Below are 16,746 nucleotides of genomic sequence, written 5' to 3'. Positions count from 1 at the left end.
CCTTACATGGAAATCAGGCCTTGCTAGCCACTAGTGGCTAGACGGATATCCATAAAACTTGCTCAGATGCTCGGTTGATTTGACTTGAAACTTTAACTAGCTGGCTAAGCCTGATGACACCGCAAGGAGTTAGACAATGTTGCGCACAAACATTTCTGCTAGAGCACTATCCGGTGGATTACTTGATGTACTGATTCGCGCCGGGCTGATCACAGTGTTGGTGCTGTTCTGCTTTCAGATCTTCAACCCCTTCCTCAACCTGATGATATGGGCGGTGATTTTGGCAATCACCCTGTATCCGCTGCATACCAAGGTCAAGGGCAAACTTGGCGGCAAAGACGGTCGGGCCGCCACCCTTATAGTGGTGGTCGCTCTCGCTTTGCTGATGGTGCCGATCTACCTGCTGGGAACCTCGATCAGTGAGTCGATCGAAGGCGCTCTGACTGTTCTCAAGTCCGACACGCTGGAAGTCCCTCTGCCCAATGAAAAAATCGCTTCCCTGCCGCTCATTGGCAAGCCGCTCTACACCTACTGGATGCAGGCCGCAACCGATATGAGCAGTGTGCTGGTGAAGTTGATGCCCTACATCAAGTCCGTCGGCCTGACCCTGTTGGGTAAAATGGCCGACGTTGGTGTGGGATTCCTGTTGTTTATCGGCGCCCTGATCATTGCCGGCGTGTTGATGGCCTACGGTCAAAATGGCGAAAGAAGCGCCATGGCCATCACCAGCCGCCTTTCCGGGCCGGAGCGTGGCCCGCGCATTACCGAACTGTGCACCGCCACCATTCGTGCGGTTGCCCAAGGCGTGGTCGGTATCGCTTTTATCCAGATGATGTTGGTCGGGGTGGGCTTCGTGCTCATGGGCGTTCCCGGTGCCGGCCTGCTGGCCATGGTTGCGCTGTTGATGGGGATCATGCAATTGCCGGTAGTGGTTCTGACCATTCCGGTAATCGCCTATGTATTCGCCACCGAAGGTACCACCCTGGCCTCTGTGGTGTTTTGCATCTACAGCCTTATCACCGGGATGGCCGATAACGTTCTCAAGCCCTTGATGCTGGGCCGCGGCGTCGACGTACCCATGCCAGTGATTCTGATTGGCGCCTTGGGCGGCATGGTCAGCGGCGGTTTCATCGGATTGTTCATCGGTCCGGTAGCGCTGGCTGTGGGCTATCAATTGTTCTGGCAATGGGTCGATGACCAGCCGCCTGCCGAAGTCGAGGTCGATGTAGTGACCGAGCCCGCGCAACTCGAGGTACTGAACGATCAACATCCTGTCTGAGGAGTGAGCGTTTGATGCCTTGCCCTGTTCGCGTCAGCCGGCTGTTGCTGTGTGGCACCCTATTGTTAAGTGGTTGCGTGCGACTGGGTCCGGATTTCCAGTCGCCGGCCCAGCCCTGGGTCGAGCACTGGGACACCCCGTCCCTGGCGCTCGCCGGCCAAAAGCGTCCGCAGCCGGATAGCCGCCAGTGGTGGCATGTATTTGGCGACCCGGTGCTGGACAAGTTGATCGCCGAAGCCGACATCCACAACGCTGACCTGCAGGTTGCTGGCCTGCGGGTGATGGAATCGCGCGCGCAATTGGGTATCGCCCTGAGTGGGCGCTACCCGCAATTTCAACAGGCCAGCGCCGACAGCCTGTACCTGGACCGTAATCAATCCGGCGGTGCCAACCCGCAGGATTCGCATTTCTGGCAACACAGCGTCGGCTTCGATGTTGGTTGGGAGCTGGATTTCTGGGGGCGCTTCAGCCGTGCCATCGAGTCGGCCGACGCCTCCTGGTTCGCCGCCCAGGCCAACTATGAAAACGTTCTGGTGCTACTGCACGCGCAACTGGCGCAAACCTACTACGCCTTGCGCACCGCCGAAGCACGCCTGGAAATCGCGCGCAGTAACGCCAAGCTGCAAAAGCGCAGCTTCGAGATCACCGAGCGCTTGTTCAACAGCGGGGCCGAAGCCGAACTTGACCTGCAGCAGGCCAAGACCCAGTACCTGAGCACCTTGAGCACCATCCCCGACTTCGAAAACCAGGTAGCAAGCTTTCGCAATGCCCTGTCCACCCTGATCGGCCGACCACCCGGCGCACTTGCCGAACTGGATCGCAACTCGGGGCTAGTGCCACTGCTCAATACCGCAGTCTTGCAGGACGTGCCGGCGAATCTGCTGGTAAGGCGCCCGGATGTTCGCGCTGCCGAATTACAAGTGGCATCACAGTCGGCATTGATCGGTGTGGCCGAGGCCGACCTGTACCCCTCCGTGAGCCTGTTGGGCAGCATTGTCTGGTCCACCACCTCACTCACCGGGGCATCCGATACTCTTGATCTGGTGGGCGGCCCGAGCCTGCGCTGGGACATCTTCGACCATGGCCGGATCACCAACAATGTCCGCGTTCAGGACGCGCGCCTGCAGCAATTGATCGTGATTTACCAGGACAGCGTGCGCCAAGCCGCGCGCGAAGCCGACGATGCCGCGACCGGCTTGATCAAGTCCCTGGAACGTGACCGTATCCTCAGCGACGCCTCGGTGGCCGCTGACCGGTCGGTGACCCTCGCCAACGCCCAATACCTTGAAGGCTATTCGGATTTCCAGCGCGTGCTTGATGCCCAGCGCGCCCTGTTTGCCCAGCAGGATTCCTACCTGATCAACCGCGGCAACGCCGTCAATAACCTGATCGCCTTGTACAAGGCTCTGGGCGGTGGCTGGTACAGCGACCAACCAATGATCGATAAGGCAACCCGCCAACAAATGCAGCAACGTACCGATTGGGGCGATCTGCTCGACGAACCGAAGGAAGGTACCCAATGACTGACAGCCCGCAAGCCGTCGACGCAAACGACTCGACACCCGCGGCCGACCCGGCGAAAAAAGCGACCCGTTGGGTGGTGCTGATCATCATCCTGAGCCTGGTCTGGTACTTGTTCGCTGACCGCTACACACCCTATACGCAGCAAGCCAGGGTGCAGGCTTTCGTAGTGCCGGTGGCGGCTGAGGTGGCAGGCCGGGTGATCAAGGTACACGTGCACAATAACCAGGACGTCAAAGCCGGCGAATTGCTGTTTGAAGTCAACCCGCAGCAGTACCAGATTGCCGTTGATCGCGCCCGCTCAGATCTTGAAACTACCCGTCGCCAGGTGGGCGCCAATACCGCCGGCGTCGACTCCAAGCAAGCGTCCCTGCGAGCGGCCCAGGCCAATGAAGTCAAGGCTCGCCAGGACATCTCTCGGCTCGAACGCCTCTACCGCGAAGACCCGGGCACCATCTCTCTGCGGCGCCTGGAAATATCCCGCGCCACGTTGGCCGAATCCACCAGCCAGGTTGCCGCCGCCAAGGCTGAAGTGCAACGCGCGAAGGAGACACAGGGCGGCGGCGAAGAGGAAAACGCCCAGTTGCTGAGCGCCGCCAGTAACCTGCAAAAAGCCGAACTGGACCTGAGCAATACGCAGATCCGTGCCCGTTCGGCCGGTCTGATTACCGACCTGCGCACCGATGTCGGTCAGTTCGTCGCTGCCGGCGCGCCGGTGATGACCCTGATCGCCATCCACGATGTCTGGGTCAGCGCCGACATGACCGAAAACAACCTTGGCCAGGTCGGCCCCGGTACACCGGTGTCTATCGTTCTAGACTCCCTGCCCGGACGCATTTTCAAGGGCCATGTGCGCAGCGTCGGCTATGGCGTCGATATCGGCCAGAAAACCCAGCCTGGCGGCTTGCCGACGGTTGAGAACAGCCGCGACTGGCTACGTCCGGCCCAGCGCTTTCCGGTCATCATCGAATTCGAGCCCGGTGAGTTGACCGGCCCCGAGGGCATCCGTTCCGGCGGCCAGGCCGAGGTCATGGCGTTCCCCAACGAAACCAACCCGCTGAATTTGCTCGGGCGCATTTTCCTGCGTCTGATGAGCTGGCTGTCCTATGTCTATTGAGCGCTCGGCCCGCGTACAGCGGGCCCTGCGCCTGAGCTTCGGCACAGCGCTGTGCCTGGCGGCGAGTTTTGGCCTGGCCTTGCCCATCCCGTTTCTCTCGCCGATGCTGGCGCTGATGATGCTGGCAGCGATGAACCGACCGCTGCCGTTCAAGGCCAGCCTGGGTCTGGCCTTGATCGTGATGTTGACCACCGGCACCGGGTTGCTGTTGATTCCGCTGCTGCGCCACTACGCGTTCAGTGGCGTGATGATGGTCGGACTGTGTCTGTTCCTGGCCTTCAGTTATGGGCTGCGCGGCGGCAACTCGCTTGTGGCCACTTTCCTGGTGGTAGGCCTGACCTTGATCAGTTCGTCCGGGACCGCTGAATTCAGCCTGGCGCTGGAGGTCATAGTGGCCCTGGTCAAGGGGCTGTTCCTGGCAGTCACCTCATTGACCATCAGCCACTGGTTGTTTCCCGAGCCTGCCAGTGCCCCCGCGGCCAAACCCCCGCCGTCCTTATCGAATATCGAAACCGGCTGGCTGGCCCTGAGGGCCACACTGGTGGTGCTGCCGGCCTTTCTGCTGGCAATGATCGACCCGGCCAGCTACCTGCCGATCGTCATGAAAGCCGTGGGCCTGGGCCAGCAAACTTGCGCAACCAGCGCCCGTAGCGCCGGCCAGGAATTGCTCGGGTCGACCTTGCTCGGCGGCCTGATGGCGATTTTTTTCTGGTGCGCGCTGAGCCTGTTCGTCAACCTGTGGATGTTTTTCCTGTGGATGCTGCTGTTCGGCCTGCTGGTAGCCAGAAGACTCTACGGCCTTAGCCCGACCCTGCAAAAGCCGGGGTTCTGGATCAACAGCCTGGCGACGCTGATCATTCTGCTCGGCCAATCGGTACAGGACAGCGCAGCAGGCAAGGATGTCTACACCGCCTTCGCCATCCGCATGGGCCTGTTCATCCTGGTGACGTTGTATGCCTGCGCCATGGTCTATCTGCTCGACACGCGACGGGAACGTCGCCAAGCCCTCAAGCCATCTCCTGAAGAAGGTCACTCCCTTTAGTGCCACTAAGAAAAAAGGCACAAGCAGGGTGATTACCGGTTCCTGCAAATTCCACGTCGTGTGGCGCAACCGCGATAAGCGCAAAAATGTGTGGGAGCCAACCTGCTGGCGATGGACTCAAGTACAACGCGCTTAACCCGCTCACACGCATTATCGTTGACGACCATCGCCAGCAAGCTGGGGTCCCGCCCCGTGTACACCACCAAAACAAAAGGGAGGGCATCCATTGCCCTCCCTTTTGTTGTCCACGTTTGTGTAACAGTGTTGTTCAAACCCTCAAGAGGCCAGGATGAAGTCTGTGGCATTGATGGAGTTTGCGTCGTCCACACCTACCAGGCGGATGGAATTGGCTCCTCCGAAGCCGAGCAATGTATCCGCACCGAGATCGGTGATGGTGACGCTGGTGTTAAAGGTCGCAGCCGTGATGTTGAACCCGACGAAATTGAGCAGGTCCTGGCCTCCCAGTGGATTGGCATCGAAACCGGTGATCCGATCGTTGCCGAAGCCCGCTGCGAACACGAAGATATCGTCGCCACTGCTGGCAACCATCGTGTCGTTGCCGGCACCGCCCGCAACGCTATCGTTGCCAATACCGCCATCGATGATGTCGTTGCCGAGACCACCCAACAATGTGTCGTTACCGCCATTGCCATTGAGAGTGTCACTGCCCACCCCGCCAGTGATGACGTTGTTCGCTGCGTTGCCACTGCCGACGAAGTTACCGACTCCGGTGAAAAGCAGATGCTCGGCATTAGCGCCCAATGTGTAACTATTCAGCAAGGTCTGCACGGAATCCTCACCGTTACCCGCCAGTTCGATCAATGCGTCTGCAGCTGAATCGACAATGTAGGTATCGCTACCGACTCCACCTTCGAGCCGGTCAGCACCCGTACCACCGTCGATGACGTCGTTGCCGATGCCACCCAGCAATGTGTCGTTGCCGCCACCGCCGTTGAGAGTGTCATTACCCACCCCACCGGTCATGGTGTTATTCAACGCATTGCCGTTGCCGACGAAGTTGCCGAGTCCGAGGGAGAGCAGATGCTCGACATTTGCGCCCAGAGTGTAAATGGCCGTAGACGTCTGTACAGAATCCGCACCCTCACCCGTCACCTCTACCACCAGGTCCCCGAGCGTATCGACGCGGAAGGTATCGTTGCCAAGTCCACCGACCATCCGGTCATTACCCGCACCGCCAAAGAGGGCATCGTTGCCGCCACCACCGAGCAATGTGTCGTTGCCGTCGCCGCCGTTGAGGGTGTCGTTACCCACCCCACCGGTCATGACGTTGTTCAACACGTTGCCGTTGCCGACGAAGTTGCCGACGCCGGTGAAGAGCAGGTTCTCGACATTGGCAGCCAGTGTGTAGCTGGCCAGCGTTGTCTGCACCGAATCCGAGCCTTCACCCGCCACCTCGACCACCAGGTCACCGGCTGAATCGACGCGGAAGGTATCGTTGCCCAAGCCACCGACCATCGCGTCATTACCCGCGCCGCCAGTGAGGACGTCGTTACCGAGTCCACCCATCAGGGTGTCGTTGCCGTCACCGCCGTTGAGGGTGTCATTGCCCAGCCCACCGGTCATGACGTTATTCAACGCGTTGCCGTTGCCCACGAAGTTGCCGAGTCCGAGGGAGAGCAGATGCTCGATATTGGCGCCCAGTGTGAAGCTGGCCAGCGAGGTCTGTACGGAATCCTCACCCTCACCCGCCAACTCGATCAACACGTCCCCGGCTGAGTCGACGCGGAAGGTATCGTTGCCGACTCCCCCCAGCATCTGGTCATTACCCGCACCGCCATTGAGGAAATCGTTGCCGGCCTCACCGTTGATGAAGTCGTTGCCGTCCCCGCCGCTGAGATTGTCGTCACCGATGCCGCCAAACAACTGGTCGACTCCGCCCAGGCCAATAAGCGTATCGTTCCCGCCCAGGCCAAGCAGCACATCGCTACCTGCGGTGCCAACGAGGATGTTGGCCACAGCATCGCCCTGTTGCACCGCACCCAAGAGCAGTACCACCGCCGTCGCCGCAGAGGTGACCGACTCCAGTGTGCCGAAGCCATCGGTATAGCGTGCGATCACCCGCAATTGCTGATTGATCTGCGCCGCACCAGGGGTGAAGGTCGCAGCAGTCGCGCCGGCGATATTGGTGAAAGTCGTGCCGCTACCTTGCTGCCATTGGTAGCTGAACGTGCCCAGCCCGTCCGGATCGGCAATCCCGGCCGTCAGCGCGGTCAGCACTTGGCCTTGAGTCGGTGTCGTATCGCTGACCAGCAACGCACCTGTCGGTGCATCGTTGACATTGGCCACCGGGTCCGAAGGGTCAGACGCAATGCTTTCGGCCACGCCGAAGTCATCCACGTAACTGACCACCACCCGTACCTGGTCGCCAGCCTGAGCCTGTGTAAGGGTGAACGTGCTGGCTGTGGCACCAGCGATGTTGACGAAGTTTACCCCGTTGGTCGCCTGCCACTGGTAGGTGAATTGAGGATTGCTCAGGCCATCGATGTCGACGATGGTCGATGTATCAGCGGTCAATACCTGGTTCTGTATCAGAAGCCCGGTGACGGTTGGCCCTGCGGTCGGTGTGTTGTTCGCCGACGAGTCGACGATCTCCAGCGTACCCGCGCCATCCTGATACACCGCCCGCACGCGGATGTTCTGACCCGCGACATCGTCGGTCACCCGGAAGGTGGTGCCGAGCGCCCGCGATGCCTCGCCTGCGGCGACAACGGTGATGTCTTCATAGACACCCGAACCGGCCACGGTTTCGACCTGCCAGTAGTAAGCCATCGCACCGGTAACTGCGCCGGTTGGATTGGCCCCGCCTGCGTTGTCGAAATCGTGTATCGACCGATTGCTGACGCGCAGCAACTGACCGGTGACAAACGTGTCATCACGCAAACCGGTGGCGGCATCAAGGATCGCCAGACGACCTGACAGGTCGTTGTTCACGCCGCCGCCAGATCCGGTGACCTGTGACTGGTCAGCGAATTGCACACGCTCGATGCTCGTCAGCCGATCGACGCCATCACGCCCCGCCACCAGATCGGTGACGATCACGGCGTTGCCTTCGACCGTGACGCTGTACTCCGACGCATTACCGGAATACACCGCGGTATCGAAGTTGTCAGTGCCGGTGAGAATCTCCCGCACGATGACCAACTGGCCGGCGTTGTAGGTACCGTTCATCATCAGCGGAACCAGCGGCTCCATGCTGTTGAACGTGGCGATTTCCGCGCCAGTGCCATCAGCGTTGGCCCGCACGCTGATGCGTACGTTCAGCCACTTGTCACCATCGATGATGTCGTCACCGCCGCGACCTTCGATAAGGTCGCTGCCGCTGCCACCGAGGATAATGTTACCGCCGTCGAAGAACGTCGCTCCGGCTGGCAGCAGATCCGCCAGGCCGTTGATCAGGCTGATGTTGGTCAGCACACTGCCGGTTGCACCTGCGGTAGCCATAGCTGCGGCATCTACGCTATCACCGCGCAGGAAGTCACCGTGCGCCGAGCCCGACAGACCTTCCATGACGTCGAAACGCACCAGCGCCGAGGCGCCTGAACCCGGTACCGGCGGAACATCGAAAAAGCGGTCGCTGAAATCGACGGTCACGCCTTGGGCCAGCCCCTTGAAAGTCGCCCAGTCATAGCCGGAGCCGCCGATATAGCGGTCACCGAAGCCGAGACTGCCGACCATGATGTCGTCGCCGCCTTCGCCATTGAACTTATCGTTTTCGCTACCACCGATGTAGACATCGTGGCCGATGATCGGGTCGTTGCCTAGCGGGTCGAAGTTGTCGCCAGGTGCACCGTCCGAAGTGCCCTTCTCGATCCAGTCGTGACCTTCGTTACCCATGTCCTGTTCGTTGGCTTTGCTGCCCAGGATGAAGTCATTACCCTGGCCACCAATGGCCTCGGAAGCGTCCTCACCGGTCACGATGAAGTCATTGCCGAAGCCACCAATGATCAGGTTGACGCCGTTACCGCCATGCAGCACGTCGTCGCCGTCGCCACCCTGGATGTTATCGTCGCCACCGGTATCGGAGATGATGTCGTCGCCGGCACCACCGCGCAGTTGGTCGTTGCCGTCACCGCCTTCGATGCGATCGTTGCCACCATCACCCCAGACTGTGTCATCGCCCTCACTGGCGATGAGGATGTCTGCGTTGTCGGTGCCACCCAGCACGATGTGCTGATCACCGGTGTACCGGATGTAGTTGGTATCCGCCCCCGCAGTCAGCGGGTTGTCGCGGAACACCACCTGCTCACCGTCCGGGCCGAGCGGATCGACAGCGGCCAGGTCATCGTTGAATTGCTTGGTCTGGTCTACTTCCAGGTAGTACCCGGGGTCCGAGAACACCAGGCCCGGCAAGTGCGTGGCCGAGGAGTTGGCCATGATCAGCTTGGCGAACGAGTTGCTTTCAAGTTCCGCATTCAACGACAGGCCAGAGGTGCGCTCCAGGTAGTAGAAGCGGTCGGCGTCCTGCAGTTTTTCCATCTGGTTTTCGAACACGAAGTTGAAGGTCGAGCCAAGCATGCCGCCGAACGGGGTTTTTTGTTCGGCCAGACCGCCGATCCACATGTCGATGGCATCGACACCCGTAATCGTGACATTCCTCAGGTCGTCGGCCGTGCCCGCTACGTTATCCCTGCCGGGCAGCGTCACGTTGGCATAGGCACCGGTGCTGTTGAGGAAGTCCAGACGGTCAGCCGGCGAACCAGTACCGCCTAATACCAGGGCCAAGGCTGCAGCGCGCTTGCCATCCAGCGTGGTCGCCGCAGTGACCGTGCTATGCGTGCCATAGGCCGCGATGAAGTTGATCAACGACTCCGGATGTTTGAGGTGCTGCACCAGGTCGACCCAGCTGCTGTACGGCTTGAGTTGGGTGTCGCCGGTTTGGCTGTAGATGTCGCGGCGGAACGCATTGAGCGACGGAATCCCTACGTCGCGGCCACGGGCGATGTTGATCGCCGCCAGGTCGAGCGGCAGTCCGAGCAGGTTGTTACGCACCGCCTCGGTGACGAACTCGTCGAGTTCGTTACCGGCTTGGCGAGTCACCCCACGGATGATCGCACTGGTCGCTTCATCTGGCGTCAGGCCACTGGCGGCGTACTCCAGCGGATTGAGGAACGCCGCGATCAAGCCCAGTTGCTGATCAGGATCATTCGCGGCGCCAACCACATTGTAATTGGCGTCGAAACGATCAACGGTCTCGGTCAGCATCGAGTGGCCGAAGCGATACACCACGTGGGCGAACTCGGCGACGATCGATGGGTCGAGGTCGACGTCATAGACCTGGGTCGGTGCGAAGAACAGATCGACGTTAGGCTGGATGGTCCGCGCAAACTCCTCGAACACCAGGTGCTGATACTGCATCTCCGTACCGAACTTGGCTGCCTGGAACAAGCGCTCGCCATTCCACAACAGCGCATTGATCTCCGCCTGGCTGGCTGGCAGCGCGGTCACCGGAGTGAGCAGCCACTCGTTGAGGAAGGCCAGGTCATTGGAATCGAGCACGGTGTCTTTGGTCTGAGCGACCAGCCGATTGTGCTCGGAGTGGAAGATCGCATGCACTGCGGTCAGGCCGATGTTTTCGTTGACCCGGCCGTCACCGGCGATGTAATGAGCGTCGAGCAGTTCGTTGTCGTAGGTCAGGTTGTTGCCGCCAGGGCCAACGGGCTGCGGATTGCCTGCAATGGCGTCTCCATCGGCCTGCAGAACCCCACCGACGACTACCGGCGCGGCGTTGTGGGCGATGTCGTCGAGGAACGCATGACCGGTGCGCACCGCATTCGCGAGGTTTACCGGGTTGGCCGGGTTGCCTTCGACAAGGGTAGTGCCGTCGTCGGCGGTGCCAGGAAGGCCGTCCGCCCCGTTGTTGACACGTATGACAACCTGCGGGAAGCCGTTCGGCCCCTTGATGAAGTTGCCATAGGCATCAGTCGCCAGCAGCGGACCGCTGGCGATGTCGGCGTCGGTCAGATTGATGCCGAGAATGTCACGGGCCTGAGCCTTGACCACTGCCCAGGTTGCCATGCCACCGATTTCGCTGTCGTCTGCCGTACCAAACGTGCCATCCGGCCCCAGGTTACGGTTAGTGATCAGATTGCCGGTCGCTACGGGGCCATTGGCGGTAAGCACATATCCACGCAGGAACACCTGGTGCGCCGGATGCGAGCTATAGGTCTGGTTTTGGTCCACGAACGGCGTGGTGGTGTTGGTATGCTCATGGATATCATCGGCATTGCCGAGAATGCCATCCGGCCCTGGCTGGTTGGTCGCGCGGGTCAGCACCATGAAGTTGGCGTTGCCGCCAGGCACGAACAGCGGATCATCCGGTTGCAGCGGGATGAATATGGTCCCCGAACCGCCTTTGCTGACCAGGTCCAGGCCGTGATCGAAGAACTGCCCGAAGAACGTCATCCAGCCGTTGAACGGCGCAGATAACCCGGCATCCGCCGTGGTGTTCTCGAACAGGTACACATCGCGGTCGTCGGCAGTGCCGAACTGACCATCCAGGCCGGGGCTGGCGACGATCTGTACGCCATCCTTGAGCACGTCGTCGTTACCCACCGCGCCGAAGTTGAGCACACCGTCCGCACCCGCGTCGTGAGCGGCGGCATAGGCTGCCGGGTTGTTCGACGTCTGGTCGACGAGCAGGTTACTGATGGCGCGCGGCTGCGAGTCAAACACAGAGCCGCTGGTTTGCTGATACGACGACCCCGGGATGGCTGGCGAGCCGGGGCCGAAGAAGCCGGCAGGAGCCCCTTGCGCTGGATTGAAGACCGGATCGGTCAAGCGCGGAAAGGTGTTATCGGCGGCACCGAAACCGGTGTTGTTGGTGCCGTTGAGGTTCAGCAGGTTGTTGTTCGACCCGTCAACCGAACGCAGGCCCAACGGCGCGCGGATATTCGGGATCAGCGAGAGGATGTCCTGACCGGCCGCATTAGCCTCGGCAATCCTGATCTGGTCAAGGATGAAGTTGAGGTCGGAGCGGACCATGTTCAGGCCCGGGCCACCCTCGGTGGCATCGACTACCGGAGTCTGCGCTGTCGGCACAACCGGCGCGCCGTCAGCCACTACGCCAGTCGGTTGCGAGAACACCACTTCAGTGGTGCCGTTACCATCCTGGTAGATCGCCTTGACCCGCAATGACAGCCCGGCAAGATCGGGAGAGACCTTGAACGAAGTGCCGTCTGCACTCTGGAACGCCAGGTCGCCGGCCGGCAACAGGATGATGTCCTCAAATACGCCGGTGCCTGGATCTGCCTCGAACTGCCAATAGTAGGATACCGAGGAGTTGTTGAGCGTACCCAGCGGATTACCAGCCGCGATGTTGTCGGCATCAAGCAACGCGGCCACGTTAACGGTCAGCATGTCGCCCACCCTTATCGGCCCGCCGTTTCCATCAATGATGGCCGGTCTGCCAACCGGTTCGGCATTGAGCCCCGGCACCAGCACTTGCTGGGTATCGGCAAACTGCAGGCGTTCGATATGCAGCAAGGTATCGGTGCCATCGCGACCCGCTACGGTATCGGTCACTGTCCAGACATCGTCTGTCACATCGAGCGTGCCGCGGGTGTCACGATTAACCGTGTACTCATCTTCGACCCCGGAGAAAATGGCGGTGTCGAAGGCCGCCCCACCCGTCGAGGTGCCGGGCAGGATCTCCCGCACGGCTTTGAGTTGACCGGGGTTATAAGTACGATCCAGCATGAACGGGATCATGTCGACCATGCTGTCGAAGCTGGCGATCTCGGGGCCGGTATGGTTGACGTCATCAGGTGCATAAACGGCAATTCTGACGTTGATCCATTTGTCGCCATCGATCAGATCATCGCCACCGCGACCCTCGATCAGGTCACTGCCATTGCCGCCGAGGATGATGTTGCCGGTGGCAAAGCCGGTGGTCGGCAATCCGGCATCGGCCAGGAACTGAGCCAGTCCGCGGATCAACGCCACATTGGTCAGCGCACTGCCCGTGGTACCAGCGTGGTCGAGGATGGTGGCCGCATCAATATCATCGCCCCTTAGCACATCGCCGAAGTTCGAACCGGACAAGCCTTCGACCTCGGCAAAACGGTCGAGGATCGAGGCCGGCGAGGCGCCGACCGGATTGAACACCCCGGTGTTCTGGTTTGGCGCATTGCCGTGTGGCTGCGCCAGCGCGGCCAAGCTCAGGTCAGCAGTCACGCCGAAGTTGTCATTTTTGTAGGTCACCCAGTCGAAACCGGACATGCCGTCCATATTGTCCTGGGCATCACTGCCGGTAAAGATGTCATCGCCGCCCTCGCCGATCATTTCGTCGAAGCCGGGACCACCGACAAAGATGTCGTTGCCGATCACGTCGTCATTGTTCAACGGCGAAGCGTTATCGCCAGGCGCACCGTCCTGGGTGCCCATCTCGATCCAGTCATCGCCTTCGCCACCGGTAGCTGGCAGGTTGGTCTTGGCACCCAGGATAAAGTCGTCACCCTGGCCGCCGAAGGTAAGGGAAATGTCTTCGGTGGTGATGATGAAGTCCTGGCCGTCGCCACCCAGGATCAGGTTGCCAGCAGCGAGCATGCTGCCAGCCACGATCACATCGTTGCCGTCATTACCCTCCAGACGGTTGTCGCCGAACGAGTCGGAAATGATGTCATCGCCCGCGCCGCCCAGTACCGCATCGTTCCCGGCACCACCTTCGAGGCGGTCATTGCCGGCGTCGCCGTAAAGAGTGTCATCGCCTTCACCGGAAATGAGGATGTCATTGCCGGCGGTGCCGCCCAGGACGACGTGGTCTTCACCGGTGTACTGCAGGTAATTGGTGTCCGGCCCCACCGTATCGGGGTTGTTGCGGATCACCAGCGGCACGACTTCCACGCCGTTGATCATGATGCCGCCAGTCGGATCGGCTCTGCCGTTGGCGCCAAGCCCGGTGAACTGATCGGCCTGATTCACTTCAAGGGTAAAGGTCGGAGTCAGGAACACGGTGTTCGACAGGTGGGTGATGTCGCTATTGAGCATCATCAGCTTGGCAAAGGAGTTGTTTTCCAACTCGGTACCGAAGTTCAGACCCGCAACACGCGACAGGTAGTAGAAACGGTCACCGTTCTGCAACGCCTCCATCTGGGTTTCAAACACGAAGTTGAAGGTCGAGCCGAGCATGCCGCCGAACGGCATCTTTTGCTCTGCGAGGCCACCGACCCAGAAGTCGATGTCGTCCAGCCCCGTGATCGTTACTCCTGTCAGGTCATCTGCAGTACCGAGTTGGCCATCCCTGCCGGCCTGCGTTACGTTGGCCCAGGCACCGGTGCTGTTGAGGAAGTCCAGGCGGTCCGCCGGCGAACCAGCGCCACCGAATACCAGCGCCAAGGCTGCAGCGCGTTTTTCTGCCAGCGTGGTCGCACCGGTAATCGAACCATGGGTGCCATAGGCTGCGATAAAGTTGACCAACGACTCGGGGTGCTTGAGGTTGTCCACCAAGTCAGCCCAACTGATGTAAGGCTTGAGTTGGCTGTCGCCCGTTGACGCGAAGAAGTCACGCCGCGCCTCATTCAGCGTGGGGATGCCCGTATCGCGACCACGCGCCAGGTTCAGGGCCGGCAAATCGAGCGGCAGGCCGAGCAGATTGTTGCGCAACGCTTCGGTGACGAACTCGTCGATCTCGTTGCCCAGCTGACGGGTCACGCCACGAATGATCGCCCCTGCTGCTTCGTCCGAAGTCGCCCCGCTACCGGCAAACGCCAACGGGTTGAGGAAGGCGGCGATAAGACCCATTTGCGAATCAGGGTTGTTCGGGTCAGTGAGGAGCGGATTGAACTCAGGGTCGAAGCGATCGACGGTCTCGGTCAACATCGAGTGACCGAAGCGGTACACCACGTGGGCGAACTCGGCGAGGATTGCAGGGTTGATCGAGGTGTCATAGCCGTTAGGTGCAAGGAATTCGTCGATCTGTGGCTGAATGGTCCGCCCGAACTCCTCGAACACCAGGTGCTGGTACTGCATCTCGGTGCCGAACTTGGCGGCCTGGAACAGACGTTCGCCGTCCCATACCAACGCCGCGATACCGGCAGGTGTAGTCGGTATTGCAGCCACGTCGTCCACCAGCCACTCATTGAGGAAGGCCAGGTCGCCGGCGGCAAGGATGGTGTCCTTGGATTGCTGGACCAGACGGTTGTGCTCGGAGTGGAACACATGGTGCACGGTGGTCAGGCCGATGTTCTCGTTGACCCGGCCGTCACCGGCAATGTAGTGAGCGTCGAGCAGTTCGTTGTCGTAGGTCAGGTTGTTGCCGCCAGGACCAATTGGCTGCCCATTGCCTGTAAGGGTGTCGCCATCGGCCTGCAGAACCCCGCCGACGACTACCGGCGCGGCGTTGTGGGCGATGTCGTCGAGGAAGGCATGCCCGCTGCTAATGGCATTGGTCAGACTGATAGGCGCAGCCCGGTTGCCTTCGACCAGTGCAGTAACGTCATCGGCGGTCCCGGCGATACCGTCAGCACCGTTACCGACGCGCACCACCACCTGCGGCATACCGTTCGGCCCACGGATGAAGTTGCCATAGGCGTCGGTTGCCAGCAGCGGCACGTTGTGAACATCGGCGTCAGTCAGGTTGATGCCGAGAATGTCACGGGCCTGAGCCTTGACCACTGCCCAGGTCGCCATGCCGTCACCGGCGCCATCATCGGCAGTGCCGAATATGCCATCGGCGCCGAGATCGCGGTTGGTAATCAGGCGCCCGGTTGCAACTGGGTCACCTGCAGCATCGAGGACGTACTCGCGCAGGAACACCTGGTGCGACGGGTGCGAGCTGTAGGTTTGGCTCTGGTCTACGAACGGCGAAGTGGTGTTGGTCTGGCCATCATCGGCAGTGCCGACTACACCGTCCGCGCCGGCAGTACGCACGGCACGTGACAACACCATGAAGTTGGTCGGGCTGTTCGGATTGAACAACGGATCGTCTGGCTGCAGCGGAATAAATACGAAGTCGGTACTGCTCTTGGTCACCAGGTCGAGACCGTGGTCGAAGAACTGGCCGAAGAAGGTCATCCACGAGTTGAAGCCGGCGGTCAGGCCGACGTCCGGCGACTCGTTGGGCATGAAGAACACATCCTTGTCATCGGCCGTGCCGAAGACCCCATCCAGACCGGGGCTGGCGACTATCTGTACGCCATCTTTGAGTACGTCGTCATTACCCGCACCCACCACACCGAAGTTGAGCACACCGTCCAGTCCCGGGTCGAAAGCCGCGGCATAGGCCGCCGGGTTGTTGGCGGTCTGGTCGACGACGAGGTTACTGATGATCCGTGGCTGCGCGTCGAATACAGTTCCAGTCCCGGCGTAATCCCCTTGAAACGAGGGGTCAAGCAGGCGCACGAAGGAATTGTCCGCAGCGCCGTACTCGCTTTGCCCGGTGACCAGGTTATTGAAGCTGCCATCGACGGTGCGCAGACCGAATGGCACCTGACTGTTAGGAAGCAAATCAGTGAGAGCGGCGCCGTCGGCATGCGCTTCTGCGATAAAGATTTGCTTGAGGATGAACTCCAGGTCCGACTTGTTGAAATTGGCCATTTTGGATTGCCCTCGATCTGTCTGGGAAAAGCACGGGACGAGAAAGTCCTCCCGCGCCAAGTCAAGTGCTGGCTTGTGCAGTTTGTTGGTTTTGTTTTTTAGCGAGAGCTGGCGCTACCCGAGACCCGGGATACCCGCCTGAAATTCGCGAAATGAATGGCTCGCCGGGCGATCAGGCGGAGCGAATTCGGGCCCGGGGCGGGCCATGGAATCTGGAAGTGAAGGCGAATGTCC

The 16,746-nt window shown here is 60.5% G+C and carries 5 protein-coding genes; 4 read left to right on the top strand and 1 reads right to left on the bottom strand.

The window, feature by feature from the left end; genetic code table 11:
* The first annotated feature begins 136 nt into the window (after window positions 1–136).
* Genes KW839_RS03920 through KW839_RS03905 form a run of 4 tightly spaced genes read left to right on the top strand, consistent with a single transcriptional unit; the run spans window position 137 to window position 4,959 of the window.
* Entirely contained in the window at window positions 137–1,279 is a 1,143-nt protein-coding gene (locus KW839_RS03920; protein ID WP_060540264.1) for an AI-2E family transporter, read from the top strand.
* A 14-nt stretch (window positions 1,280–1,293) separates the two neighbouring features.
* Entirely contained in the window at window positions 1,294–2,802 is a 1,509-nt protein-coding gene (locus KW839_RS03915) for an efflux transporter outer membrane subunit (protein WP_218423469.1), read from the top strand.
* Complete coding sequence (locus KW839_RS03910) at window positions 2,799–3,917, top strand: HlyD family secretion protein (protein WP_218423468.1); 1,119 nt, start codon at window positions 2,799–2,801, stop codon at window positions 3,915–3,917. Before KW839_RS03915 ends, KW839_RS03910 begins: the two co-directional genes overlap by 4 nt.
* The gene (locus KW839_RS03905) at window positions 3,907–4,959 is read left to right on the top strand and encodes a DUF2955 domain-containing protein (RefSeq protein WP_218423467.1); all 1,053 of its coding nucleotides are present in this window, start codon (window positions 3,907–3,909) and stop codon (window positions 4,957–4,959) included. Before KW839_RS03910 ends, KW839_RS03905 begins: the two co-directional genes overlap by 11 nt.
* Before the next feature lie 276 nt (window positions 4,960–5,235).
* Here the strand turns inward: KW839_RS03905 and KW839_RS03900 are convergent, their stop codons facing one another.
* The gene (locus KW839_RS03900; protein WP_218423466.1) at window positions 5,236–16,512 is read right to left on the bottom strand and encodes a peroxidase family protein; all 11,277 of its coding nucleotides are present in this window, start codon (window positions 16,510–16,512) and stop codon (window positions 5,236–5,238) included.
* Window positions 16,513–16,746: the final 234 nt, after the last annotated feature.

The sequence above is a fragment of the Pseudomonas sp. PDM31 genome, assembly GCF_019218965.1.
Lineage (GTDB): Bacteria > Pseudomonadota > Gammaproteobacteria > Pseudomonadales > Pseudomonadaceae > Aquipseudomonas.
Note: the sequence above shows the minus strand (reverse complement) of the source record. Positions and strands in the feature narration are given on the sequence as shown.

Excerpts from the sequence above, each read along its gene's own strand:
- KW839_RS03900 (WP_218423466.1), bottom strand. The coding sequence starts at position 16,512 with ATGGCCAATTTCAACAAGTCGGACCTGGAGTTCATCCTCAAGCAAATC.
- KW839_RS03915 (WP_218423469.1), top strand. The coding sequence starts at position 1,294 with ATGCCTTGCCCTGTTCGCGTCAGCCGGCTGTTGCTGTGTGGCACCCTA.
- KW839_RS03905 (WP_218423467.1), top strand. The coding sequence starts at position 3,907 with ATGTCTATTGAGCGCTCGGCCCGCGTACAGCGGGCCCTGCGCCTGAGC.
- KW839_RS03910 (WP_218423468.1), top strand. The coding sequence starts at position 2,799 with ATGACTGACAGCCCGCAAGCCGTCGACGCAAACGACTCGACACCCGCG.
- KW839_RS03920 (WP_060540264.1), top strand. The coding sequence starts at position 137 with ATGTTGCGCACAAACATTTCTGCTAGAGCACTATCCGGTGGATTACTT.